Below are 22933 nucleotides of genomic sequence, written 5' to 3'. Positions count from 1 at the left end.
GGGTTCTCTCTGTCGGTCAAGCGGATGCTGCGGCGGTCGATGCGGGTGCGGACACCTGTGCCGGGGTGAGGATGCCGGCGAGGGCGTCGCGGATCAGCTCTTCGTCGAGCGGCTCGTCGTGGATCTGCGCGTGCCAGAGTACGCCGTCGATGAAGACGGCGGCAGCCCGTGCGCGACGCTGACCGTGCACGGGGGACATGAAGCCGACGATCTCGTCGGACCACTGGCGGGCGAAATCGCGCACGCGGGGGTCGTGCACCGCGGCGGTGACGACCGCGCGGTCGGCGTGGACGGCGCGTGCGTCGTCGAGCGCCTGGCGCACGAGGCGCGCGATGCCGTCGGGCGTCACGCCCTCGGCGATCACTGCGCGGCGGGTCTCGTCGACGCGGATCTGGATCTCGGCGGCCAGCGCCCCGAGCGCGGCATCCCGCAGGTCGTCGAGCGTCGCGAAGTACTGTGTCGTCGCGCCGAGCGGGACGCCGGCGCGGGCGGCCACCTTGCGGTGCGTGAGGGCGTCGACCCCGATCTCGACGATGAGCTCGGCGGCTGCGGTCACGATCTCGCGACGTCGCGCCTCGGGGTCGCGGCGCCGCCGGGTGCCCTCGCTCATCCGACCTCCTGTACGGGCGTACATGTACGTTTGTACATCTTGCCCGCCGAACCTGAGGATTCGCCCGGGACGACCTCCGTTCACTTAAGAACGCGTCGCACGTGAACGCGACGCGAATAGAGTCGGCCGCCTATTCCTCGAGATCCGGAAGGGCACCATGTCGTCTCCCGTCATCATCCGCGCAGAGGGGCTCACGAAGGTATTCCGCACCGGCGGGGAGGAGACGCACGCGCTGCGCGGCGTCGACATCTCCTTCGCACCGGCGAGCATCACGGCACTGATGGGTCCATCCGGGTCGGGCAAGTCGACACTCCTGTACAACCTCGCCGGCCTCGACACTCCGACCAGCGGCCGGTCGATGCTCCTCGGCACCGATATCGCCGCACTGAACCGCGCCCAGCTGGCGGAGTTCCGCCGCGACCACGTCGGCTTCATCTTCCAGCAGTACAACCTCATCCCGTCGATCACGGTGTTCGAGAACGTGGCACTGCCGGCCCGCCTGGCGAAGCGCAAGGTCGACCCCGCTCAGATCCGTCGCACGATCGCCGAGGTCGGGCTCGAGGGGCGCGAGAACCGGATGCCCAGCCAGCTCTCCGGCGGACAGCAGCAGCGCGTCGCGATCGCCCGCGTGATGGCGTCCCAGCCGGCGATCGTGTTCGCCGACGAACCCACCGGCGCGCTCGACACCGCCACCGGGGCCGCCGTCCTCGCGCTCCTGCAGCGCGCCGTGCGTCAGCACGGGCAGTGCGTCGTGATGGCCACGCACGACCCGACCGTCGCCGCGCAGTGCGACCGCGTCGTCTTCCTGCGCGACGGCGCCGTGGTGTCGCAGATGACGGCCCCGACGAGCGAGGACGTCGCCGAGATGCTCGTCGCCCTTCGCGGGGAGCTCTGACGATGCTCCACCTCGTGATCGCCGATCTACGGCACTCGCTCCGCATCTGGATCGGTGCCCTCGTCGTGCTCATCGTCGTGCAGATCAGCGCGATGAGCGTGACCGGCATGCTCATGGTCAGCATCACCAACACGCCCCTCTTCCTGATGGAGCCTGCGACCCGGCCGCCGTTCCGTGCGGCCGACGGGTCCCCTCTCGATCCGCAGCTGGTGTCCTTGCTCGGTGCAGCCGGTTCCTCCGCCACCACGATGGCGTTCATCGTCATCTCGTTCGTCGGCTCTCTCACCGTGCGCAACGTCGTGAACTCGATCGTCTACCAACGGCGACGCGTGATGGCTCTGTGGCAACTGGCCGGGATGACCGACCGCCAGCTGCTCCGCGTGCTGCGCGCGCAGATCGCCCTCCTGTCCGTCGCCGCGTTCATCGTCGCGACGCCGGTCGCGATCCTTCTGACGCCCGCCGTCCTGGACATCATGCGATCAGCGCAACTGCTCTACACCCCGCCGATGTCGACAGCCGGGGTGTATCCCGGCTACGCCCTCGGCGCCGCCGCTATCGCGCTGGTCTGCGTGCTGGCCGTGCGAGGCGTCGGCAGAGAACTGCGCACGATCAGCCCCCTCGAGGCGATCCGCTCCGAGGGCGTGCGCGAACTCCCGATGGATCGCCGACGCTGGACCGGCATGATCGTCTTCGGCGTGCTCGCGGCATGCGCGATCGCCGCCGCATTCACCTCGGCCGACCCGAGCGGAGCCGCGATGCTGGCGCTCCTCGGCGGAGTCCTCGGCATCGCGGCGGTGAACACGGGGGGACCGGTCACCATCATCGGTCTCGTCCGCTTCTGGACCGGTCTGGTACCGGAGCATTCCTCGGCGTCATGGTTCCTCGCGCGCAAGACGCTGATCGCCTCGACGGCCAGGACGGTCGCGGCATCCGGTTCGATCGCGACAGCGGTCTTCCTGTTCACCTCGCTGTTCGCGAGCAACTCCGGCAGCGCCTCTCAGTTGGCGGGCTTCATCCTGCTGGTCGGGTTCCCCCTGGGAGTATCGGTCACCGGATCCGTCGTGCTCGTGTTCATGGCGGGGCAGCAGCGGGAACGCGAGATCCACCTCGCCGAGCTCGCCGGCGCCACCCCCGCCCAGCAGCGTCGGCAAGCGCTGTTCGAGGGCGTGATCGTCGTCGGCACCGGCGGTGGCATCGGGCTGTTCTTCAGCACGCTTCTGGACGCCGCGCTCGCGACGCAGGGGGCCGCCGACTTCGCACCGCCATGGAGGGACTTCGGGATCATCCTGAGCGTGCTCCTCCTCCTCAACGTGATCGCGACCATCGTGCCCACGATGGTCGCCCATGCCGCGCGCGACCGCATCGCGACACCCGAGTGAGCACCCGGTCGAGACGGTCATGTGCCGGCTCGACCGGACAGGACGGGCCGGGTCAGGCGGCGGAGACCTCCACCTGACCGCGCTCGAAGTAGGCGACGAGGTCGGCGTCGAGCTCGGGGACCTCGATCGCCGAGCCGTCGCCGCGCAGCGACTGCGTCGCGAGGATGCCGGCGGCCACGGCTTCGCGCGCCGCGACCGGCGAGGTCTCGGTGAGGCCGCCGTCGCGCACGAACCGCAGGAACTCGGCGACGAGCAGGGCGTCCGCCCCCTCGTGCCCCGCGTCGACCACCTCGGGAACGATGAACGTCTCGTCGGCGTCCGCCGCCCCGCGGTGCCGCCTGTTCCACAGACGCACCTCGCTGCCGGCCGTGTCGCCGAAGTTCTCGATGCGCCCCTCGGTGCCGATCACGGTGTAGTTGCGCCAGTAGTCCGGCGTGAAGTGGCACTGCTGGTACGAGGCGAGGATGCCGCCGGACAGCCGCATGTTGACCATCGAGATGTCCTCGACGTCGATCACCGGATGCAGTCCGGTCAGCGAGGTCGGCGGCCAGTTGTCGACGCTGAACCAGTCCGGCATCCGCTCCCCCCGGCGCTCGCGCCGATCGGTGATCGCGCCGTACACGCTGAGCTCGCCCATCGCGGCGACCTGCTCGGTGTAGGCGCCCGCGAGCCAGTGGATGATGTCGATGTCGTGCGCGCCCTTCTGCAGCAGCAGCCCGGTGGTGCGGCGGCGGTCGGCGTGCCAGTCCTTGAAGTAGTAGTCGCCACCGTGTCCGACGAAATGCCGCACCCACACGGCCTTCACGTCGCCGATGCGGCCGTCCTGGATCAGGCCGCGCATGAGGGTGATGACCGGCATGTGGCGCATGTTGTGGCCGATGTAGAGGCGACTGCCGGTGCGCCGTGCCGTCCGCAGCATGTCGTCGGCGTCGGCGAGGTCGATCGCGAGCGGCTTCTCGCAGAACACCGCGACGCCCGCCTCGAGCGCCCGGATGCTCAGCGCGGCGTGCGTGTCGTCCGGGGTCAGCACCATGACGGCATCCACCCCCGAGGCCAGCAGCTCGTCGAGCGAATCGGTGACGAGCGCCTCGGGGAACAGGCGGCGCGCGTCGTCCCGTGCGCGCTCGGAGGGGTCGCAGACGGCGGTGACGCGCGAGCCCTCGCCGGGGCGATGCACCTCGTCGCGGAGGGTGGCGCGCGCGCCGAAGCCGATGATGCCGATGGTGAGATCCACGGTGAGTCCTTGAGTCGAGAGAGAGATGCGGTGCGCGAGCGTCACCGCGAACGGGAGGCCGGGGCGTCGAGGTCCGTCGACGCTCCGGGGAAGAGTGACCACGGGAACTCGTGCACCTGCGGGGCTGAGCCGTCGGGTGCGAGAGCGCGGTCGGTGATGATGCGTGCCTGACGCGCGAAGAAGTCGGTCGGGCCGACCGTGGTGAGGGTCGGGGCGACGAGCTGCGCGTCCGGGGTGTTGCCGATGCCGATCACCGCGACGTCGTGCGGCACCCGCAGTCCGAGCATGTGCGCCGCGTTGATCGCCGCGATCGCCGCGAAGTCGGTCGTCGCGTAGATCGCCTCGGGCCTGTCGTCGCGGGACAGCAGCCCGACGGCCGCCTCGAACGCGCTCGACTGCGAGTCGCCGTAGGTGGCCGTCCACGCGGGGTCGACCTCGATCCCGGCGTCGGCCATGCGCCGGAGGTACGGGGTGTACCGCGTGACCTGAGTCGGGGCGAGGCGCACCGCGCCTTCGGCCGTGAGAGCGCCGATCCGCGTATGCCGCTCGAGCAGATGGTCCATCGCGATCTCACAGCCGGGGATCGCATCCGAGCGCACCACGTCGAAGCCGTCAGGGTCGAGCGGCTGCTCCGTGAACACCACGAGCCGCTGCCCCCGCTGCACGAGGTCGCCGAGCTTTCCCACGGCGTCCTCGTCGAGGCCGATCCCATCGAGATAGGCGACGTCGCTCTCGACGCGATCGAGGGCTGCGTGCCAGTCGCCGTCGGCGAGGATCAGGGTGGTGAGGCCGTGCCGGTTCGCCTCCACGTTGACGGCGTCCGCGACCGCGAGCGACCACGGGTCGCTGAGCATGTGCAGCGATAGCTGGATCATGCCGGTGCGACCGGTCCGGATCGCGCGCGCCGCGCTGTTCGGCCGGTAGTTCAGCGCCTCCGCCGCCGCGAGGACGCGGGCCGCCGTGGCCTCGGCGACCCCGGCACCCGACGATCCCGACCGACCGGAGAACACGTACGACACGGTCGCGGTCGACACGCCCGCGCGCTCCGCCACCATCCGCAGCGTGGGGCGGCGGGGTGCGTGCTGTCTGCGCTCGGTCATGTCATCCCTTCGATCCGCTGAAGGCGATGCCCTGGATGAACTGCCGCTGCAGGATCATGAACGTCACCAGCATCGGCAGCGTGGCGAGCAGGGCACCGGCCATGAGCACCGGGTAGTCGGTACCGTGGATGCCGACGAGCTGCGAGAGTCCCACCGACAGCGGCATCCGCGCCGGGTCGGTCGTCACGATCAACGGCCAGAGCAGATCGTTCCAGGACCACAGCACAGTGAACACCACAAGTGCGATGATGCCAGGCTTCGCGAGCGGAACCATGATCCGCCAGAAGGTCTGCCACGGATTCGCGCCGTCGATGCGCGCGGCCTCCTCGAGCTCGGCGGGCATCGAGAGGAAGAACTGCCGCATCAGGAAGGTGCCGAAGGCGCTGAAGATGCCGGGCACGATGAGCGCCTGCAGCGTGTTGAGCCACCCGAGCGCCTGGATGATCTCGTACTGCGGCAGCAGGTACAGCTGCGAGGGCACCATGAGCACCGAGAGGAACACGACGAACAGCGCGTTGCGGCCGGGGAACGGGATGCGCGCGAAGGCGTAGCCGGCCATCGTGCACAGCACGACCTGACCCACCGTGCGCCCGATCGTGAGCAGGACCGAGTTGGCGAACATCTGCGCGAAGGGCATCGAGTCGAAGACCTCGGCGAAGTTCGTGAAGACCCATTCGCGCGGCAGGATCGACGGCGGCACCTGCACCGAGTCGGACAGCGTCTTGAACGAGGTCAGCAGCTGCCAGACGAACGGGAACACCATGAGGACCGCGCCGACGATGAGCACGAGGTGCACGATCCAGAGGCCGCGGTTGCGCGGCTTTCCGGGGCGGGATCCCGATCGGCCGGGGGCGGCGCCGACGACGGCGCGCGTGTCGAGCGAGACGTCACTCATAGTGCACCCACTTCTTCTGCAGGCGGAACTGCACGATCGTCAGCACCAGGATGATGAGCAGCAGCAGGAAGGCGACGGCGGCCGCGTAGCCGCGGTCGTTGTCGAGGAACCCGGCCTCGTAGAACAGGTAGACCACGGTGCGGGTGTTGGGCATGGCCGGGTTGCTGCGTCCCAGCATCATGTAGACGAGGTCGAAGACCTGCAGCGCGCCGATCACGCTGATGACGCTCACGAAGAAGATCGAGGGCGACAGCAGCGGGATCGTGATGGAGAAGAACTTGCGCACGGGGCCGGCGCCGTCGAGGTCGGCGGCCTCCATGATCGTGTCGGGGATGCCCTGCAGCCCCGCGAGGAAGATCACGATGTTCGTGCCGAGGCCGGCCCAGATCCCCACGACGGCGATCGCGATCAGCGCCGTGCTCGGATCGGTCAGCCAGCTGCGCCCGTCGATGCCCACTGCGCCGAGCGCGGCGTTCAGCACCCCGTAGTCGCCGTTGTAGATCATGCGCCAGACCAGCGCGATCGCCGCGGGCATCGTCACGACCGGGATGAAGTACAGCGTGCGGTACGCGCTGCGCCCCTTGAGGCCCGTGGTGTTGAGGAGGGCGGCGATCGCCACCGCGAGCGGGATGCCGATGAGCGCGATCACCGTGTACAGCGCGGTGTTGCGCAGGGCGCCGATCAGCTCGGGATCCTGGAACAGACGGGCGTAGTTGTCGATCCCGACCCACTCCGAGCCGCCGAACGGCCCGGACTTGGTGAACGAGATGAGGAGCGTCCGCACGGTCGGCCACAGGTAGAACGCGGCGATGCCGACGGCCGTGGGGCCGAGGAAGACCAACGCCCACCAGGGCGAGGCGCCGGGGCTGCGCCGTCGGCGGCGGATGCCGGAGCGCGGCGGCTCCGGCATCCGCTCCGCCTGCACGGCTTCGCGGGGGGCGACGACGGTCATGACGGCGTCACTCCTGCTCGGCGTCCAGCGCGGCCTGCATCTTCTCGGCCAGGTCCTTCAGGCCGGCCTCGGGCGTGACCGCTCCCGACCAGACCTGCGAGAGCACCTCGCTCTCGATGCTCGTCCACGCCGAGGTGTTCCTCGACACGGGGTAGGGCACGGCGGTGGCGAGCGCGTCGATGTAGACCTGGAGGTCGTACTGCGGCAGCGCGTCGACCCAGGCATCCTGCGTGCCGTCGAACGCGGGGATCACGGTGCCGGTCTCGGCCTGGATTTTCGCGGCCTCCTCGCCGCTCGCGAACGCCGCGAACGCCTTCGCCTCAGCCAGGTGCGCGCTCTTCGCGTTGGCGACGTTGCCGACACCGTGGATCACGCTCTGGTTGCCCTCGGGTCCGGCGGGAAGGGGAGCGACGTCGACCTTGTCGGCGATATCGGAGTTGCTGCCGTAGGCGATCGCCGCCCAGGAGCCATTCTGGAACATGGCGACCTTGCCCGAGAGGAACATGTCCTCGGGGTTCGTGTCGGTCATCTGCTGCGCCGTGGGCGAGGACCCCGCAGCGATCAGATCGGTCCACAGCTCGATGCCCTCGAGCGCCTCGGGGCTGTCGTACCCGGTCTTCGTGCCGTCTTCCGAGATGACCTCGCCGCCGGCCTGCGCGATCGAGTCGTAGAAGTTCTCCTGACCGTACTGGCTCGCCGCGACGCCGAACTGGCCCGTGGCGGGGTCGGTGAGGGCGGCGGCGGCGGCCGTGAAGTCGTCCCACGTCCATCCGGCGGCGGGGTGGGCGACGCCGGCCGCGTCGAACAGCTCCTTGTTGTACCAGAGCGCGACGGTGTCGAAGTCCTTCGGGGCGCCGTACAGCTTCCCGTCGTAGGTGTAGAGGTCGATCAATCCCTCGGGGTAGTCCGCGGCATCCACTCCGGCGTCGTCGAGCGGGGCGAGCTGACCGTTCGAGGCGTAGAGCTGGAAGTTGGGGCCGTTCATCCAGAACACGTCGGCGGCCGAGCCTCCGGTCGCCGCGGTCTGCAGCTTGGTGAAGTACTCCTTGTACGGCGTGACCTGGATGTCGATGGAGACGTTCGGGTTCTCCTTCTCGAACGCCGCAGCGATCTCCTCCATGGCCGGCTTCTGGTTCTCGTCCCAGATCGCGTAGCTGAGCGTGACGTCGCCACCGGAGGCGGAGTCGCCGCCCGTGGAGGACGAGCAGGCGCTGAGTGCCAGGACGGCGACCGCGGAGGCGGCGAGGGCGCCGAGGGCGCGAGGGGAGGTGCGGGGCATCGGTGTCTCCTTTGACGGGTGCGGGAGGTGTGCGTCGATAGTGTTAAACGATTAACAGTTAAACGATTAGCAAGGAGACTAACCCGGCCAGGCGGCCGCGCGCAAGCATCGATTCGCCGGTGGCGTCAGAGCTGCGCTCCGAGCAGCATCCCGAGGCCTGCCGCGAGCAGGCCCAGCACCAGCATCCCCACCACATTGAAGACGGATGCCGGGCGCTCGCCGTCGCGCCACAGCGCGACCGTGTCGAGCATCGCGGTGCTGAAGGTCGTGTACCCGCCCAGCAATCCCGCCCCGAGGAGGAACGCCTGCTCGGGCAGGGCCGTCGTGACGAGACCGAGCGCGAAGGAACCGGTGAGGTTCACCGCCAGGATGCCCCAGGGGAAGCGTCGTCCGGCGAGCGACCCCACAGCGACATCGAGCACATACCGCAGCGTGGCCCCCACTCCCCCGGCGAGCGCGGCACCGAGGAACAGCAGCGGACTCACGGCGCACCCTCCGGCGTCGACCCGGCGGCCCGACCCCCGAGACGCAGCCCCAGCGCCGCCGCGGCGAATCCGAGCACCAGGCTCGCGACCGCGTACGCCACCGCCAGAGCAGGCGCCGACGCCCACACCCCCACCGTGCCGGTCATGAACGCGCTGTATGTGGTGAAGCCCCCGAGCACTCCAGTGCCCAGCAGCACGCGCAGATCCGTGGTCTGCGGAAGTCGCGCCGCGAGGACGCCGATCAGGAACGAGCCCGCGACGTTCACGGCGAAAGTCGCGACCGGGAAGCCGCCGACCTCCGGGATCCACAGGCCCAGGGCGAGCCGCGCCGCCGTGCCCGCGGCGCCCCCGAGGAACACGAGGAGCAGGCGGCGGGGAGTCACCCGGCCACTCTAGTCCGCCGCTCTCGCAGCGCCGCGGACGCTTGTCAACCCGCTGTGCGACCTCACCCGAGGGGCCAAGACTGACGCCATGAAGCCGCTGTGGAAGATCGACTCCGCCCCGCCCGTCGGCACGCCCTTCGAGTCCGGAGGGCGGCACGACGTCGTCATCGTCGGTGCGGGCCTCACGGGTCTCGCCACCGCCGTCATGCTCGTGCGTGCGGGGCTCGACGTGGCCGTGGTCGAAGCCGGCGCGGTCGGCGAACTCGCGACGGGCGGCAACACCGGCAAGCTGTCGCTCCTGCAGGGACAGCGCCTGGCCGAGATCCGTCGACATCATTCGGCGTCGCTGCTCCGCGCGTACGTCGACGCGAACCGCGCCGGGATGGACTGGCTGCTCGAGTTCGCGGAGCACGCGGGCGTGCCGTACGAGCGCCGCACCGACCACACCTACGCGCAGACCCCCGACGCACTGGAGAGCGTGCGCGCCTCGCATGCCGCCGCACGCGAAGCGGGACTTCCGACGCGGATGCTGATCGGCACGCAGGTGCCCGAGACGTTCCCGGTCGCAGGAGCCGTCGCGCTCGGCGAGCAGGTGACGATCGACCCGATGCGGGTGGCCCGAGCCCTGGCCGAGGAGTTCCTCGCCGCGGGAGGGACGCTGCACACCGGCATCCGCGTGACGGCCGTCCATGCCCTGCCGGACTCGCGGGTGGAGACAGCGTCCGGCCCGCTGTTCGGCGAGCACATCGTCGTCACGACCGGCGCCCCGATCCTCGACCGCGGCCTGTACTTCGCCAAGATGCGCGCGTTCCGGTCGTACTGCGTCTCGTTCCGCGTGCCCGGGGACATCCCGGTCGCCACCTACATCTCCGCGGACGGGCCGACCAGGTCGATCCGTCCCGTCTCGCCGTCCGACGGGCCCGAGGACGGCTCGAACCTCGTGGTCGGCGGCAACGGGCACCCGGTCGGGCGCTCCGACGGCGAGCGCGCCGCGGTCGACGACCTGGTCGCGTGGACGCAGCAGCACTTCCCCGGCGCCGAGGAGACGCACCGCTGGTCCGCTCAGGACTACGAGTCGCACAACCTGCTGCCGTTCGTCGGCGCGATGCCCCGCGGTCTCGGTGCCGTGCGCTTCGCGACCGGGTACGCGAAGTGGGGCCTCTCGAACGCCCCTGCCGCAGCCCTCCGCCTCACCGCCGAGGTGCTCGGCGCGAGCTGGCACGACCGCCCCGACTGGATGGTGAAGATCGGCACGCGGCTCACCGTGCCCGCCGACCTCGCTCGCGGGGCGGTCGAGGGCGCGAAGGTCGCCGCCGCCGCGACCACGGGGTGGGTGGACGCCGAGAGACGGCGCGTCCCCGTCCCCCGGCCCGTGGAGGGCCAGGGCGTCGTCGCGAACCGCGGCGGACTGCCGGTGGGCGTCTCGACGGTCGACGGCGTCACTCGAGCCGTCGACGCGGTGTGCCCGCACCTCGGCGGCGTGCTCGCCTGGAACGACGCCGACTGCACGTGGGACTGCCCGCTGCACGCCTCGCGCTTCTCGCCCGACGGCACGCGCATCGAGGGTCCGGCGCTGCGCGACCTGAAGACGCTGCCGCGTACGAGCGCCGGTTGAGCTCAGCGCGCGGCGTCGGCGGGCGGGCCGTCCCAGCCCTGCTGCGGCTGCTCGCACGTTTCACGGAACACGTACTGCGAGACGAGCTTGCGCTGGTGGCTCGACCAGTCGATCGCGGGGCGGCGCTGCTCGGGCGGCAGGTAGCCGAGCCGGTACACGGCCATGAGCTCGAGATCGTCGGGCACGTGGAGGAGCTCGATGATCTCCTCCCATCGCCCCGGCACCTCCATCGGGAACGAGATGAACTGGATGCCCATGCCGAGTTCGACCGTGGTCAGCCAGACGTTCTCCATCGCGGCGCCCATGCTGAACACCGAGTAGAACGACGACAGCTGACCGGGCCGGTACTCGCTGCGATCGAGCATCACGCCGAGCAGCAGCGGCGACCCCGCCACGAGCTTGTGGTTCTCCTCGCCGAGCGTCTTGGGCACGCCGAACGTGTTCATGAGCTTCTGCCCGCGCTTCGTGAACACCTGGCTCGTGAAGGGCCGGAGCGCGGCGGGGAGCTTGTCGAACAGCATCCCGCTGCGCTTCTCCTCCATCTCGGCCTGGCTGAAGCGGAAGTACGGCTTGTAGCGCTCGAAGAACGTGCCGTTCGACATCGCCTCGGTCATGCTCTCGCCCGAGATGCGCGCGATGCGGTCGATCGTGCCGCGGTCCTCGATCACGACGAACCGCCACGGTTGGCTGTTCAGCTGCGAGGGGGCGCGGCCGGCGGCCTCGAGCAGGATGCGCTGATGCTCTTCCGACACCGGGTCCGGCAGGAACGGACCGTTCGTCGTCTTGCGGCGGCGGATGACATCGAGCAGTTCCATGCGTTCACTTCCGGTCGGAGGGGATGCGCGAGCACACGAGGCCCGCGACGACGAAGGGCGCTGCGGCGAGCGCGACGAGCGGATGCCGTCGGGTGTGGGTACCGAGGTACGGGATGGCCGCGAGCGGTGCGATCGCCGGAGCGAGGGATGCCGCGGCGCGGCGGCTGGCCCGCTTCGGACGTGCCCACAGCACAGCGCTCAGCGCGGCGGCGGTCGTGACGCACGTGGCGATGTAGAGCGCGTGATGGACCCAGCGGAACCCACGGGTGTCGATGAGCCGCGCGGCGACCGCGGTGCCGAGCGCGGCGTTCGCGCCGTAGGCGACGGCGGCCGCTGCGAACAGCGGAGCCGCGTTCGTGCGCTCCCGGCGGTGGGTCATGGCACGACCCTACGCCCGGAGGCGGCGTCCGGCTCGGCTCTTGCGGCGCGTGCGCGTGTTCGGTACGGGTCGCGCGGAAGGAGACGCGTTTCGTCTCGTCGCTGCGCTCCTCGCTCAACGACCGAGGAACAGCCCCCGCTCGTTGAGCGAGCGGAGCGACGAGACGAAACGCGCCAGGTCCTACAGGTACGCGTCCGCATAGACGCGGAGCGCGTCACGGACGAACTCGGCGCCGTGGGTCCCGCCGGACGACGTCGCGTAGTTCGCGCCGAAGCGCGGATCGGCGACGTACATCTCGCCGAGACCGATCACGTACGCCTTCACGTCGCCACCGGGCACGGATGCCGGGGTGCCGGGCACGCCCGTCACCCACTCGACGTGGCGACGTGCGATGTCCTGGGCGTCCGCGGATGCCGGGTCGATGCCGCTCTCCGCCGCCCTGATCCAGTCGCGACCGAGGTCGGCCACGCACTGCTGCCAGTCGGCGCGCTCGGCATCCGTCATCCCCCGCCACCAGCCGTCGCCGTCGGCGTAGGCCGTGCGGCCCCAGCGCTGCTCGACCTCGTCCTTGTACTGCGTGTGGTCGAAGCCGTCGAACATGTTCTCTGCCATGAGCTCTTCACCTCCTCTCAGTGCCGTGATGGTGCTCTGGACCGACGCGATCTGACGCGCCAGTCTGTCCTGCTCTTCGCGCAGCAGCGCGAGGTGCGTCTCCAGGGCTGCGGCCTCGGCCTGGCCCTGTGGAGCGGCTCGCAACACGTCGGCCACCTGCGGCAGTCCGAGTCCGAGTTCTCTCAGGAGCAGGATCCGCTGCAGCTGCACGAGCGCCGCCTGGTCGTAGTGCCGGTATCCGTTGTGCGCGATTCGCGTCGGCGGCAGCAGGCCGATGTCGTCGTAGTGACGCAGCGTCCTGCTGGTGGTTCCCGCGAGGCGGGCGATCTCCTGGATCGACCAGTCCCGACCGGTCATGGCTGCTCCTTCCGCGGGGTTCGTACCGGATGACTCCACGGTAGAGGTTGACGCTACGTCAAGGTCAAGTACGATTCACTCACTCGCGAGAACCTGTCGACGCAATGTAGTCGTATGACGGTATATACGCCTTGAATCGCTTGTGGAAGTGGTCGCCCGACTGCGAGCATCGTCCCACCGACAACAAGTAGAAAGAAGGGGGTTCATGTCCGTGATGTCGATGATCGAGCCCACACTGATGCGCCGACGCGTCCAGGACGCCGTCGACGACGTGATCGTCCGCGTCGACGCCTGGTGGCTGGTGCTGATCGCAGCGATCCTCGTGTTCGGGGTGGCGTTCCTCGCAGCCCTCGCGCTCTGGTGCTTCTTCTCCAACGGAGGCAGGAAGTTCACCGGCAACTGGAAGTGGAGCAAGAAGGGCGTCTCCGTGTCGATCGAGTGCGTGTGACACCACCCCGTTCCCTCGGCGTCACCGACGGTGCGCCGAGGGACACCCAGAAGAAAGGTGCCGAGATGCTGCTGGACGTCTCGTCCGTCGGATTCTCCTATGTGAAGTCCCGGCCCGTCCTGCGGGACGTGTCCTTCGCCGTGAACCGAGGCGAGCGTGTGGGCCTCGTCGGACCGAACGGTTCCGGGAAGTCGACCCTCATCCGCCTTCTCGCCGATCTGCTGCAGCTTCGCAGCGGCCGGATCAGCATGCAGGGACGCCCGCACCGCGACCGGGCCTCCCGTCGGGATCTCGCCTACTCGGCGAGCAACGACACCCTCCCGCAGTTCCTCACCGGACAGGAGTACGTCGATCTGATGCACCGCCTCTACGGTCAGGAGACCGACGCGGCGAAGGCAGCCGACCTCTTCCGCCGCTACGACATGGCGGGCCGCGAGGGCGACCTCATCGAGGACTACTCCCACGGCATGCGCAAGAAGGTGCAGGTCATCGCGAGCCTTCTCGTCGAGCGGCCCCTCACGATCATCGACGAGACGCTCAACGGCGTCGACGCCGATGCAGTGCGCGCGTTCACCGCCGACGCCCGTCGCCTGGGCGCGGACCGCGCACTCGTCTTCTGCAGCCACGACCTGCGTCTCATCGAGGCCGTCTGCGACCGAGTGATCCTCCTGGTCGACGGCACCGTCCGCCACGATCTCTCCACTGACGAGGTGTTCGCTCGGTATGGGTCTCTCGATGCCCTCGTCGCAGAGGCCACGCGCAGTCCGGCATCCTCTCCGACGTCATGACTCCCGCGCTGACCTTGGCCGGATTCCTCGGCACCTTCCTGGTCCGCAGGGTTCTCCGGCACGGGGTTCTCCGAGTGCCCGCGATCCGCGCGCTGCTCGTGGCGGTCGTCGTGATCGCCCTCGGCGGCGCGCTGACGTTCGGGGTGGTGACGCTGCGGAGCATCATCACCGACCCCGAGCTGCTCCGCCCGCTGCTGCGCGTGGCCGGCACCGCCGTGCCGATGTGGACCCTCGCGCTGTTCACGGTCGTCCGCGTCCTGTTCCTGCGGTCGAACGACCTCGTCGAACTCACCTACTGCCTCCCCGTGACCAATCGCGCGCGCACGATCGGGTTCATGCTGTTCGAAGCGGCGCTCGTCGGCGCGGGGACCGCCGTGATCCTCGGAGCGCTCGTCGTCGGCGCCCTGTCGATCGGCGGGATCGGGATTCTCGACGACATCGTCACGTGTCTCGTCATGCCGTCCGTGATCTCCTACCTCCTCGCGAGCGCTCTCTACCTGGCGCTCGAGCGCGGACTCCTGCGCCTGCGGCTCGCGCGGCTGCGGTCATTCCTCGTCCCGGTGATCCTCGCGGGCTCCCTGATCGCCCTGTCCGTCGTGACCACCGCCCAGTCCGAGCGCGTGCTGTTCGCGGCGGTCGACCGCGGCCCCGAGCACTTCGCGGTCCAGTTGCTCTTCGCCGATCTCGCCGAGACGCTCGGACCGGTCGTCGCGACCGTCGCCTGGCTCGCGATCGTCGCCGTGCTCGTCGCGCTGATCCTTGTCGTGAACCCGCGCAGCTTCGAGCCGACCCGGAGATTCGCGATCGCTCCCCGCCTGTTCGGGAGCTCCGAGTTCGGCGCCTACGTCGCCGCGCACCTCCGCCCGATCGAGACCATGACGGTGTACGGCCTCGTGCTGGGCGGGTCCTACGCTCTCCTGCTCCTCGACATCGAGTTGCCGCCGTTCCTGCTCGTGGCCTGCACGGTGTCCGCGGTGTACGCCCACGTCTCCACGGCTCCGCTCCGCGCGATCGGGCCGCGGCGGCACGGCCTGCTCGTGCGCTATCTGCTCATCGTCGCGCCGCAGGCGACCGCGCTGGTCCTGTGCGCCGTGCCGATCGGCGTGATGTCGGCCCTCACCGGGATCGACGTGGTCACGATCCTCGCCGTGGTCGGCTTCGCACTGTCGAACATCGTCGTGCTGACCCTCGCCGGCATCGCCTTCCCGCCGGAGAAGGGCAATCCGTTCTCCGTCATCGTCGGCATCGTGACGACAGGCATCGTCACCGGCACCCTTCTCCTCGGGACCGATCTCCTCGGTCTCCCCACCGGAGTGAGCGTCGTCTCGCTCCTCGTCATCAGCGCTGCGGCAGTGGGGCTCTCGCTCCTCGGAATGCAGAAGATCGAAAGGACGGAACGTCATGAAGTGGATGTTCAGAGCACTCGGATGCGTCGTAGCGGCCGCCGTCGCCGTGGCGGGGATCGTGACCGTCACGCTGGTGTGGCTGATGTTCTCGTCGGGGTCGACTGAGGGCCGACGACTCGGCTTCTTCGACTCGCTGTTCGTGAGCGTCGATCAGCGCGAGGACGGCACGACAGGGCTGGAGGTGGGACTCGCGAATCCGGCACCGCTCGTGATCGCCTTCGTCGTCGTGACGTTCCTGCTGCTCGCGACGCTCGCCGTGTACGACATGCTGGTCGAACGCCGGGCGCAGCTCCTCGCCGAAGCGGAATGACGTGTGGACGCGGGCCATCGACTCCTTTGACGTCCGCACGCTGAGCCGTTGGTTATTGCTGGCGGGATGGCCGCTGCACATCGTCTTCGCGTCCACCGCCACCGCGGCCGGCGTGCTCGGCGTCGTCACGGCGCAGCCGGCCCTTCTCGTCGGCACGATCCTGCTCGCTGTCCACTACTCGTGCGGACTCTGCGCTTCCTTCGTGCTCCATGAGCTCGGTCACGCGATCGCGCTCCGACGCTCGCCGGGGGTGACGACGCTCACGCTCGAGCGCACGCTTTGGCGGATCTCGGTGTCGGCGCGCGGTCGCATCCGAGGTCGCGACATGTTCGTCGCGGCTGCCGCGGGTCCGGGCGGATGCGTCGCAGTCGGTCTCCTGCTCCTGCTCGCGTGCCCGGACCTCCTCTTGCACGCGTGGTTCCTCGCGCACGGGCTCTTCCTGGTCCCGATCTTCGCGGACGGGCGCGCCGCGATCGCGGGCGCCCGGTCGTGGCATCGGTGGATCGGGTGCGAGCGATCCATCACCGGGATCCCGCCGACCGACGAGAAGGCGCGATCACAGTCTTGACACTTTCGAGATATATCGTGTTACGCTTCTCACACACGATATATCGTGATCCGTCTCAACACGGCCCCACCACCCACAGGAGAAGAAATGACCGAGAAGTGGCTCATCGCCCCCGGCGAGGAACGCGTCATCGACATCGAGAACGTCAGTCGGCTGAAGATCGGCCTGGTCGGCGGCCAGGTCGACGTCATCGCGCACGACGAACCCGGCATCCGCATCGAAGTGCACGGAGTGACCATCAAGGACCTCCGCATCGAGTCCCACGACGGAGAGGTCGAGATCGACCACCCGCAGCTCGGCTGGGACAACTTCCTCGAGGTCTTCCGCAACTTCGGCTCCGGCGGACCCAAGGCCGAGGTCAGCGTCGCGGTCCCGCGCTCGATCGCGCTGAACCTCGGCGTCGTGAGCGCAGGCGCGCTGGTCTCCGGCATCCGCAACGACGCCCGCCTCAACACCGTGTCAGGCGACCTCATCGTCGACACGCTGATCGGCGACCTCACCGTCAACTCCGTCTCGGGAGACGTGCAGGTGCGCGGCCTCACCGGTTCGATCAGCGCCAACAGCGTCTCAGGCGACATCGCCGTGACCGGCACCGTGCGCAAGGCGACCGTCGACACCGTGTCGGGCGCGACCCTGGTCGACGCCGCCGGCGACGTGAACACCGTCACCGTGAACTCGGTGTCGGGCGGAACGACCGTGCGGCTCGACGAGTCCCTCGCGGCGAACTACGTGCTGCGCTCGCTCAGCGGCCGACTCCTGATCGACGGCGTCGAGCGGTCCTCCTCGGGCCCCAGCAACTACACCGGCTCGACCGGAGAGCTCGCCGGACGCTTCGTCGACCTGCGCGTGAACTCCGTCTCGGGCGGAGTGACGGTGCTGCGCCGCACCCCCGCCTCGATCGAGAACGACGCCGAGTGGGAGGACGCATGAGTCCCGCAGTCTTCTCCCACGGCGACCTGCGCCTGTACCTGCTGTCGCTGCTCGCCGAGGCGCCGCAGCACGGTTACGGCATCATCCAGGCGCTCACCGACCGCACGGGAGGCACCTATACGCCCAGTGCCGGCACGATCTACCCGCGTCTCGCGAAGCTCGAGGAGGAGGGCCTGGTCTCCAAGACCGTCGACGGTCGCACCACGATCTACGCGATCACCGACGCCGGACGCGCCGAGCTCACGTCTCGCGAGGGCGACCTCGCCGGCATCGAGGCGGGACTCACCGACTCGGTGCGTCTGATCGCCAACGAGGTGCGCCAGAGCGTCAAGGAGGCGATGAAGAGCCTGCGCGCCGACTTCGCCTCCGCCGAGAAGGACGACCGCGCGGCCTCCAAGGCCCGTCCCCGCACGCCCGGCGATGACGAGCGCATCGTCAGCCGCGAGGAGATGCACCGGGCGGATGCCGTGATCAACGCGTTCCGCGCCAGGGTGCGCACCGATCTGCGCACGCATGTGGCGCAGGGTGGCCGCCTGCCGGCATCCGTCGTGTCAGAGCTCGAAGACGGATTGGATGCCGCGGCCAGGGGTATCACGGCGGCTCTGTCGACCCTGTCGCGCTGATCGGGCGGCGCGTTTCGTCTCCTCGCTGCGCTCGTCGCTCAACGACCAGGGGTCTTACCCGGTCGTTGAGCGAGGAGCGGAGCGACGAGACGAAACGCCGTGCTCCGAGCTGCTACTCGGTCCAGATCTCGGGCTGCGTGTCGGGCACCGGCTCTTCGAGCGGCACGACGAGCACGGAGCGATGCTGCCGATGAGCGAGACGCGCGGCGACCGATCCGGTGAAGAACTCGCGGATCGACTCGCCGATCCCCCGCTTGCGGGTGCCGACCACGATCAGCTGAGCGTCGAGCTTGTTCGCGAGCTGCTTGATCGCGAGAGCCGGGTCGCCGACGAGCTGACGCGCCGTCCAGGTGAGCCCGGTGCCGTCGAGCGCCGCGGCGGCCTCCGACTGCACGGCCTCGAACTCGGCGGTGCCCGCGTCGAAGTTGATGTCGATCGGTGCCGAGTGCACGTATCCGTCCGGATCCTCGTACGTCACGAACCGCGTGACGTCGACGTGCACGACCACGAGCGGCACCCGCAGCAGGCGCGCGAACCGCGCGGCTTCATGGATGACGTGCGCACTCTGCCCCGGCTGCATGCCGACGATCACGGCTTTCTGCAGAGTGGCGTTCTGGGCGGCCTCATCGGAGGGAGTGGAGGCGTTGTCGGTCATGAGAATCGCTCCCTTCACAGTGCTGCTGTCAGGCAGTACGGCGTAGCCGCGTGCTATTCTGAATGCTACTCTTACCGGCCTCGCGCCGGTGTCGTGAATGCATCGGGCCCCAGCTAGCCCGCAGCTCAACTCGTGAGGGGGTCTCAGGCATGGGCCGTGGCCGTCAGAAGGCGAAGCACACCAAAATCGCCCGCGAACTGAAGTCATTCAGTCCGTCTGTCAACTACTCGGCGCTCGAGCGCGAACTCGGTCACCCGAGTGACTCGGAGAACGAGTACGTCGACAAGTGGGCTGACGAGTACGCCGACGAAGACGAGGACGAACTAGAGAAGGCCTGACCGCTTTCCCGTTCGTCGTCTCCCCCGTGCACCGCACGGGGGTTTCGTCGTGCCCGGAGAGCATTCGGGAACACCTGCCGATCGAGTTCCGCGAGGCATCGCGAGGAGGCCGTGCGTCCGTCCCGCGATCGAGTCGACCCGCCGACGGCGCCGGCAATGTCAGCGCTCCCTAAGCGAAGGCTGCTGACGCCGTAATCGTTGTCCTCACGCTCTTGTGAGCGCAAACATTTTCTGATTTGATGTGCATGTGATCGACGGCGCCCCGGTGCCGGACCCGCACGAACATGACCTCAAAGAGGAGAACAGCATGGCACCCACCCCTCGCCTCATCCGCACCGCAGCCGTCGTCGCCGTCGGCACCGTCTCGGCCTTCGGACTCGCGGCCTGCTCGACCACCGACTCCGGCGGCGCCGACGCGGGAGAGCCGATCACGATCGAGTACGTCCACCGTCTGCCCGACGGAGACGGCATGACCAAGGTCGACGACATCGTGAAGCGCTGGAACGCCGATCACCCCGACGTCCAGGTGAAGGCGACGAAGTTCGACGGCAAGTCGAGCGATATGATCCTCAAGCTCGAGACCGACATCAAAGCCGGGAACGGCCCGTGCCTCGCGCAGACCGGGTACTCGGAGGTCCCTCAGCTCTTCGTCAAGGGCCTCCTGCAGGACGTCGCCGACGAGGCGACGAAGTACGAGGAGCACTACTCCGCCGGCGCGTTCAGCGGTATGAAGGTCGGCGACGCGATCGTCGGACTGCCGCAGGACACCGGACCCCTCGTCTACTTCTACAACGAGGCCGAGTTCGCCGCTCTCGGTCTCGACGCCCCCGCGACGCTCGACGACCTCGCCGCGGACTCCGCGACCGCGGCCGCTGCAGGCAAGTTCGTGACCGCCTTCACCCCCGACGAGGCCCAGAACTGGCTCGCAGGGCAAGCCGCGGCCGCGGGAGACACCTGGTTCGCCGCCGAGGGCGACGAGTGGAAGGTCGACACCGAGGGAGACGGTTCGCATAAGGTCGCGGCCTTCTGGCAGGGACTCCTCGACAACAAGCAGACCCTGACCACGGAGCGCTGGGGCGAAGGCTTCACCTCCGCACTCAACGACGGCAGCCTGATCGGCCACGTGGGCGCGGCATGGGAGGCGGGGTTCCTGCTCGACTCCCTCGATGGCACCCCCGCCGAAGGACAGTGGCGCGTCGCACAGCTCCCCGACATGGGCGCCGGCGCCCAGAGCGGCCCCGACGGCGGATCCGGAGTCTCGATCATGAAGGGATGCGAGCACCCGGCCGAGGCCATGGAGTTCAACGACTGGTTCAACACGCAGGTCGACGACCTCGCCTCGCAGGGGCTCGTGGTCGCCGCGAAGGGCGACGTCGAGACCCCCGAGAAGATGCTCCGGCAGTTCGGCGGCCAGGACGTGCTCGCCGAGCTCGCCACCGCGACCGAGAACCTCAACCCGGACTTCCCGTACGCGCCCGGATTCTCCACGCTGTCGAAGATGAACGAGACCGCCGCAGCCGCGGCATCCGGCTCGGCGACCGTCGCGGACATCTTCACCACCGCACAGGACACGGCCGTCGCCTCGCTGAAGGACCTCGGCCTCCCCGTCGCCGAGTGATCGACCACAGCAAGAGCACGAGATGACCGGTGGCGGAGTGCACGATCACGTGCGCTCCGCCACCGTCATGGACCGAGAGGCAGGACAATGGCCACTGTGACCGACACGAGGGCGACGTCGCCGTCGACGAGACCGCGCCTCCCCTCGACGGCGACACGTACCCGCCGCACAGGAGTCGGACGGAGGCGCGAGGGACTCACCGGCTGGCTGTTCATGGCGCCGTTCGCGGCGCTCTTCGCGATCGTGTTCCTCGTGCCGATCATCGTGTCGGTACGGTCGTCGTTCTTCGCTCAGGTCCCCGCCGGGGGCGGCCTCTACGGAGGCGGCGAGCTCGTCGACACGTTCGTCGGGCTCGACAACTTCGTCGCCGCGGCGGGCAACGGCGCGTTCTGGCTCGGCATGGGACGCGTCATCCTCTTCGCATGCCTGCAGATCCCCGTCATGATCGTCGGCGCGCTGGCCCTCGCCCTGATGCTCGACTCGTTCATCGTCAGACGGCCCGCCCTCTTCCGCCTGTCGTTCTTCCTCCCGTACGCGGTGCCCGGCGTGATCGCGGCGATGATGTGGCTCTACCTCTACACGCCCGAGGTCTCACCCTTCCTCCCCTACCTGCCGGACGGCACCGACCTCATGTCGCCGCAGACCATCCTCTTCTCCATGGCGAACATGACGACGTGGACGTACATGGGCTACAACATGCTCATCTTCCTGTCGGCCCTGCAGGCGGTGCCCCGCGACCTCTACGAAGCCGCACGTCTCGACGGCGCATCCGGATTCCAGATCTCGATGCGCATCAAGGTGCCGCTCGTCCGAGGCGCAGCTCTCCTCGCCGTGCTGCTGTCGATCATCGGCACCATCCAGCTGTTCAACGAGCCCGTGATCATGGAGAGCGCCAACTCCTGGATGGGCAAGGACTTCACCCCGATGATGCTCACCTACAACTCGATGATGGGCGAACTGTCGCCGTCGGGCAGCGGCCCGGCATCCGCCTACTCCCTGCTCATGGCCCTGATCGCCGGGGTCCTCGCCATCGTGTACGCGCTGCTGCAGCGCCGGAAGGGGGACGCATGACCGCCACCGCTCTCGCCACCACCGTGCCCGCCCCGGGGCGTCGCCGCGCGCGCCGCCCGGACCTCGACGCCCCGCCGCCCTCGATCGCACCCGGACCCGTCGCCCGCGCGTTCGGGATCATCGCCCTCGTCGTCGCGACCCTGTACTTCCTCGTGCCGGTGTACTGGCTCGTCGTCGCCTCCACGAAGGACAACACCGACCTCACCTCGACGTTCGGGTTCTGGTTCGCGGAACCGAACCTCGTCGCGAACTACGACAGCCTGATGGGCTGGACTCAGGGGCTGTTCTGGCGCTGGGTCGGCAACTCGCTCTTCTACTCGGTGAGCGCGGGCGTCATCGGGACCCTGTTCGCGGTCATGGCCGGATACGCGATCGCGAAGTTCGCCTTTCCCGGCAAGCGCATCGCCGTGGGGATCATCATGGCGGGACTCCTGCTCCCGGTGGCGCTGCTGACCGTGCCCCTGTACATCGAGTTCCACGCCCTCGGACTCACGAACACGGTGTGGGCGATCATCATCCCCTCGGCCGTGTCGCCGTTCGGCGTGTTCCTCGGAATGGTCTACGCCGAATCCTCGGTGTCGACCGAGCTCCTGGAGGCGGCGCGGATCGACGGAGCCGGCGAGGCGCGCATCTTCTTCACGATCGTGCTTCGCCTCCTCGGCCCCGCCATGGTGACGATCTTCCTCTTCATCTTCGTCGCGACCTGGAACAACTTCCTGCTGCCGCTCATGATGATCTCGAGCCAGGACCTCAAGCCGGTGACGCTCGGTCTGTACGGCATGATGAGCTACTTCTCGCCCGACAAGGGCGCCGTCATGCTCGGCGCACTGCTCGGCGTCATCCCGCTGATCCTCCTGTTCTTCACGCTGCAGCGCTACTGGCGGTCGGGGCTGGCGGCCGGCGCCGTGAAGGGCTGATCCGGAACCTGGGAAAGAGGCCCCTGCCACGGCGGGGGCCTCTTCGCGTGTCCGGGGGTGCCCTAGCGCGGTGACGCCTCGACACCCTCGCCATGGCCTCCGGGCCCCTCGAGCACCCGTGTCGGGCGGAAGGACTTCTCATCGGGCGCGGAAGATCGGGGCCGGGCCTGCCGTCCGGGACCGAGCTCTCCGTCCGCGACGCACGCGTGGGCAGCGCCGCCCAGATCCTGGCATGGCCACCGAGCTGCGAAGCACCACCGCCCGTGCACGC

General features: G+C 69.0%; 26 protein-coding genes. 14 read left to right on the top strand and 12 right to left on the bottom strand.

The window, feature by feature from the left end; translation table 11 throughout:
* Nucleotides 1-16 precede the first annotated feature (16 nt).
* Nucleotides 17-610, bottom strand: coding sequence for a TetR/AcrR family transcriptional regulator (locus AKH00_RS13540; protein ID WP_050723273.1), 594 nt, complete (start codon nucleotides 608-610; stop codon nucleotides 17-19).
* A gap of 157 nt (nucleotides 611-767) precedes the next feature.
* On the opposite strand from AKH00_RS13540, the gene AKH00_RS13535 reads away from it, so the two are divergent.
* Together AKH00_RS13535 and AKH00_RS13530 are read left to right on the top strand one after the other, a co-directional pair.
* Nucleotides 768-1505, top strand: a complete 738-nt coding sequence (locus AKH00_RS13535) for an ABC transporter ATP-binding protein (protein ID WP_050723272.1) — start codon at nucleotides 768-770, stop codon at nucleotides 1503-1505.
* Nucleotides 1506-1507: 2 nt separating this feature from the next.
* Nucleotides 1508-2884 (top strand): FtsX-like permease family protein, encoded by a 1377-nt coding sequence (locus AKH00_RS13530; protein WP_050723271.1) that lies wholly within the window; start codon nucleotides 1508-1510, stop codon nucleotides 2882-2884.
* Between the two features lie 52 nt (nucleotides 2885-2936).
* Here the strand turns inward: AKH00_RS13530 and AKH00_RS13525 are convergent, their stop codons facing one another.
* From AKH00_RS13525 to AKH00_RS13495, 7 genes are all read right to left on the bottom strand, one after another.
* Nucleotides 2937-4118 (bottom strand): Gfo/Idh/MocA family protein, encoded by a 1182-nt coding sequence (locus AKH00_RS13525; RefSeq protein ID WP_050723383.1) that lies wholly within the window; start codon nucleotides 4116-4118, stop codon nucleotides 2937-2939.
* Between the two features lie 41 nt (nucleotides 4119-4159).
* Complete coding sequence (locus AKH00_RS13520; protein ID WP_050723270.1) at nucleotides 4160-5218, bottom strand: LacI family DNA-binding transcriptional regulator; 1059 nt, start codon at nucleotides 5216-5218, stop codon at nucleotides 4160-4162.
* A gap of 1 nt (nucleotide 5219) precedes the next feature.
* On the bottom strand, nucleotides 5220-6113 hold the full coding sequence (locus AKH00_RS13515; RefSeq protein ID WP_200903859.1) for a carbohydrate ABC transporter permease: 894 nt from the start codon (nucleotides 6111-6113) through the stop codon (nucleotides 5220-5222).
* Nucleotides 6106-7065 carry a carbohydrate ABC transporter permease gene (locus tag AKH00_RS13510; protein ID WP_050723269.1) on the bottom strand — a complete coding sequence of 320 codons (960 nt, stop codon included), beginning with the start codon at nucleotides 7063-7065 and terminating at the stop codon, nucleotides 6106-6108. Before AKH00_RS13510 ends, AKH00_RS13515 begins: the two co-directional genes overlap by 8 nt.
* A gap of 7 nt (nucleotides 7066-7072) precedes the next feature.
* Nucleotides 7073-8344 (bottom strand): ABC transporter substrate-binding protein, encoded by a 1272-nt coding sequence (locus tag AKH00_RS13505; protein WP_050723268.1) that lies wholly within the window; start codon nucleotides 8342-8344, stop codon nucleotides 7073-7075.
* 125 nt (nucleotides 8345-8469) lie between these two features.
* Nucleotides 8470-8829 (bottom strand): fluoride efflux transporter FluC, encoded by a 360-nt coding sequence (locus AKH00_RS13500; RefSeq protein WP_050723267.1) that lies wholly within the window; start codon nucleotides 8827-8829, stop codon nucleotides 8470-8472.
* Nucleotides 8826-9212, bottom strand: a complete 387-nt coding sequence (locus tag AKH00_RS13495; protein WP_050723266.1) for a fluoride efflux transporter FluC — start codon at nucleotides 9210-9212, stop codon at nucleotides 8826-8828. The genes AKH00_RS13500 and AKH00_RS13495 overlap by 4 nt, the downstream gene beginning before the upstream one ends.
* A gap of 88 nt (nucleotides 9213-9300) precedes the next feature.
* Here AKH00_RS13495 and AKH00_RS13490 point away from each other — a divergent pair, with 88 nt between their 5' ends.
* On the top strand, nucleotides 9301-10827 hold the full coding sequence (locus AKH00_RS13490) for an FAD-dependent oxidoreductase (protein ID WP_050723265.1): 1527 nt from the start codon (nucleotides 9301-9303) through the stop codon (nucleotides 10825-10827).
* A 2-nt stretch (nucleotides 10828-10829) separates the two neighbouring features.
* On the opposite strand, the gene AKH00_RS13485 is transcribed toward AKH00_RS13490, so the two are convergent.
* The 3 genes from AKH00_RS13485 to AKH00_RS13475 all read right to left on the bottom strand — a co-directional run bounded on the left by AKH00_RS13485 (nucleotide 10830) and on the right by AKH00_RS13475 (nucleotide 12990).
* Nucleotides 10830-11642, bottom strand: a complete 813-nt coding sequence (locus AKH00_RS13485; protein WP_050723264.1) for a nitroreductase family protein — start codon at nucleotides 11640-11642, stop codon at nucleotides 10830-10832.
* A gap of 4 nt (nucleotides 11643-11646) precedes the next feature.
* Nucleotides 11647-12021: a hypothetical protein gene (locus tag AKH00_RS13480; RefSeq protein ID WP_050723263.1), complete on the bottom strand. Its 375-nt coding sequence runs from the start codon at nucleotides 12019-12021 to the stop codon at nucleotides 11647-11649.
* A gap of 180 nt (nucleotides 12022-12201) precedes the next feature.
* Nucleotides 12202-12990 (bottom strand): MerR family transcriptional regulator, encoded by a 789-nt coding sequence (locus AKH00_RS13475; RefSeq protein WP_050723262.1) that lies wholly within the window; start codon nucleotides 12988-12990, stop codon nucleotides 12202-12204.
* 205 nt (nucleotides 12991-13195) lie between these two features.
* Here AKH00_RS13475 and AKH00_RS13470 point away from each other — a divergent pair, with 205 nt between their 5' ends.
* The 7 genes from AKH00_RS13470 to AKH00_RS13440 all read left to right on the top strand — a co-directional run bounded on the left by AKH00_RS13470 (nucleotide 13196) and on the right by AKH00_RS13440 (nucleotide 18063).
* Complete coding sequence (locus tag AKH00_RS13470; RefSeq protein ID WP_050723261.1) at nucleotides 13196-13438, top strand: hypothetical protein; 243 nt, start codon at nucleotides 13196-13198, stop codon at nucleotides 13436-13438.
* 65 nt (nucleotides 13439-13503) lie between these two features.
* Nucleotides 13504-14226 (top strand): ATP-binding cassette domain-containing protein, encoded by a 723-nt coding sequence (locus AKH00_RS13465; RefSeq protein WP_152926196.1) that lies wholly within the window; start codon nucleotides 13504-13506, stop codon nucleotides 14224-14226.
* Complete coding sequence (locus AKH00_RS13460; protein WP_050723259.1) at nucleotides 14223-15737, top strand: hypothetical protein; 1515 nt, start codon at nucleotides 14223-14225, stop codon at nucleotides 15735-15737. Before AKH00_RS13465 ends, AKH00_RS13460 begins: the two co-directional genes overlap by 4 nt.
* Complete coding sequence (locus tag AKH00_RS13455) at nucleotides 15691-15942, top strand: hypothetical protein (protein WP_152926195.1); 252 nt, start codon at nucleotides 15691-15693, stop codon at nucleotides 15940-15942. The genes AKH00_RS13460 and AKH00_RS13455 overlap by 47 nt, the downstream gene beginning before the upstream one ends.
* 1 nt (nucleotide 15943) lies before the next feature.
* Nucleotides 15944-16510 (top strand): hypothetical protein, encoded by a 567-nt coding sequence (locus AKH00_RS13450; protein WP_152926194.1) that lies wholly within the window; start codon nucleotides 15944-15946, stop codon nucleotides 16508-16510.
* A gap of 87 nt (nucleotides 16511-16597) precedes the next feature.
* Complete coding sequence (locus tag AKH00_RS13445) at nucleotides 16598-17440, top strand: DUF4097 family beta strand repeat-containing protein (RefSeq protein WP_050723256.1); 843 nt, start codon at nucleotides 16598-16600, stop codon at nucleotides 17438-17440.
* Nucleotides 17437-18063, top strand: coding sequence for a PadR family transcriptional regulator (locus AKH00_RS13440; RefSeq protein WP_050723381.1), 627 nt, complete (start codon nucleotides 17437-17439; stop codon nucleotides 18061-18063). The genes AKH00_RS13445 and AKH00_RS13440 overlap by 4 nt, the downstream gene beginning before the upstream one ends.
* A gap of 112 nt (nucleotides 18064-18175) precedes the next feature.
* Here AKH00_RS13440 and AKH00_RS13435 read toward each other — a convergent pair whose 3' ends face one another.
* A complete protein-coding gene (locus AKH00_RS13435) occupies nucleotides 18176-18718 on the bottom strand; it encodes a universal stress protein (RefSeq protein ID WP_050723255.1) in 543 nt (180 codons plus the stop codon).
* Nucleotides 18719-18867: 149 nt separating this feature from the next.
* Between AKH00_RS13435 and AKH00_RS13430 the strand changes: the two genes are divergently transcribed.
* The 4 genes from AKH00_RS13430 (at nucleotide 18868) to AKH00_RS13415 (ending at nucleotide 22662) form a co-directional block, all read left to right on the top strand.
* Nucleotides 18868-19056 (top strand): DUF3073 domain-containing protein, encoded by a 189-nt coding sequence (locus AKH00_RS13430; RefSeq protein ID WP_050723254.1) that lies wholly within the window; start codon nucleotides 18868-18870, stop codon nucleotides 19054-19056.
* A gap of 307 nt (nucleotides 19057-19363) precedes the next feature.
* Nucleotides 19364-20674, top strand: a complete 1311-nt coding sequence (locus AKH00_RS13425; RefSeq protein WP_050723380.1) for an ABC transporter substrate-binding protein — start codon at nucleotides 19364-19366, stop codon at nucleotides 20672-20674.
* 87 nt (nucleotides 20675-20761) lie between these two features.
* Nucleotides 20762-21745: a carbohydrate ABC transporter permease gene (locus AKH00_RS13420; protein WP_082297625.1), complete on the top strand. Its 984-nt coding sequence runs from the start codon at nucleotides 20762-20764 to the stop codon at nucleotides 21743-21745.
* Nucleotides 21742-22662 (top strand): carbohydrate ABC transporter permease, encoded by a 921-nt coding sequence (locus AKH00_RS13415; RefSeq protein ID WP_050723253.1) that lies wholly within the window; start codon nucleotides 21742-21744, stop codon nucleotides 22660-22662. The genes AKH00_RS13420 and AKH00_RS13415 overlap by 4 nt, the downstream gene beginning before the upstream one ends.
* Nucleotides 22663-22933: the final 271 nt, after the last annotated feature.

Source organism: Microbacterium sp. GCS4 (genome assembly GCF_001262495.1).
Taxonomy (GTDB): domain Bacteria; phylum Actinomycetota; class Actinomycetes; order Actinomycetales; family Microbacteriaceae; genus Microbacterium.
This window is presented reverse-complemented; position numbering and strand designations above follow the sequence as displayed.

Bases quoted from the DNA above. Each gene is read 5' to 3' on its own strand.
- AKH00_RS13530 (WP_050723271.1), top strand. From the start codon at position 1,508: ATGCTCCACCTCGTGATCGCCGATCTACGGCACTCGCTCCGCATCTGG.
- AKH00_RS13415 (WP_050723253.1), top strand. From the start codon at position 21,742: ATGACCGCCACCGCTCTCGCCACCACCGTGCCCGCCCCGGGGCGTCGC.
- AKH00_RS13475 (WP_050723262.1), bottom strand. From the start codon at position 12,990: ATGACCGGTCGGGACTGGTCGATCCAGGAGATCGCCCGCCTCGCGGGA.
- AKH00_RS13425 (WP_050723380.1), top strand. From the start codon at position 19,364: ATGGCACCCACCCCTCGCCTCATCCGCACCGCAGCCGTCGTCGCCGTC.
- AKH00_RS13465 (WP_152926196.1), top strand. From the start codon at position 13,504: ATGCTGCTGGACGTCTCGTCCGTCGGATTCTCCTATGTGAAGTCCCGG.
- AKH00_RS13490 (WP_050723265.1), top strand. From the start codon at position 9,301: ATGAAGCCGCTGTGGAAGATCGACTCCGCCCCGCCCGTCGGCACGCCC.
- AKH00_RS13540 (WP_050723273.1), bottom strand. From the start codon at position 610: ATGAGCGAGGGCACCCGGCGGCGCCGCGACCCCGAGGCGCGACGTCGC.
- AKH00_RS13420 (WP_082297625.1), top strand. From the start codon at position 20,762: ATGGCCACTGTGACCGACACGAGGGCGACGTCGCCGTCGACGAGACCG.
- AKH00_RS13440 (WP_050723381.1), top strand. From the start codon at position 17,437: ATGAGTCCCGCAGTCTTCTCCCACGGCGACCTGCGCCTGTACCTGCTG.
- AKH00_RS13435 (WP_050723255.1), bottom strand. From the start codon at position 18,718: ATGACCGACAACGCCTCCACTCCCTCCGATGAGGCCGCCCAGAACGCC.
- AKH00_RS13505 (WP_050723268.1), bottom strand. From the start codon at position 8,344: ATGCCCCGCACCTCCCCTCGCGCCCTCGGCGCCCTCGCCGCCTCCGCG.
- AKH00_RS13480 (WP_050723263.1), bottom strand. From the start codon at position 12,021: ATGACCCACCGCCGGGAGCGCACGAACGCGGCTCCGCTGTTCGCAGCG.
- AKH00_RS13520 (WP_050723270.1), bottom strand. From the start codon at position 5,218: ATGACCGAGCGCAGACAGCACGCACCCCGCCGCCCCACGCTGCGGATG.
- AKH00_RS13445 (WP_050723256.1), top strand. From the start codon at position 16,598: ATGACCGAGAAGTGGCTCATCGCCCCCGGCGAGGAACGCGTCATCGAC.
- AKH00_RS13535 (WP_050723272.1), top strand. From the start codon at position 768: ATGTCGTCTCCCGTCATCATCCGCGCAGAGGGGCTCACGAAGGTATTC.
- AKH00_RS13430 (WP_050723254.1), top strand. From the start codon at position 18,868: ATGGGCCGTGGCCGTCAGAAGGCGAAGCACACCAAAATCGCCCGCGAA.
- AKH00_RS13460 (WP_050723259.1), top strand. From the start codon at position 14,223: ATGACTCCCGCGCTGACCTTGGCCGGATTCCTCGGCACCTTCCTGGTC.
- AKH00_RS13510 (WP_050723269.1), bottom strand. From the start codon at position 7,065: ATGACCGTCGTCGCCCCCCGCGAAGCCGTGCAGGCGGAGCGGATGCCG.
- AKH00_RS13485 (WP_050723264.1), bottom strand. From the start codon at position 11,642: ATGGAACTGCTCGATGTCATCCGCCGCCGCAAGACGACGAACGGTCCG.
- AKH00_RS13470 (WP_050723261.1), top strand. From the start codon at position 13,196: ATGTCCGTGATGTCGATGATCGAGCCCACACTGATGCGCCGACGCGTC.
- AKH00_RS13515 (WP_200903859.1), bottom strand. From the start codon at position 6,113: ATGAGTGACGTCTCGCTCGACACGCGCGCCGTCGTCGGCGCCGCCCCC.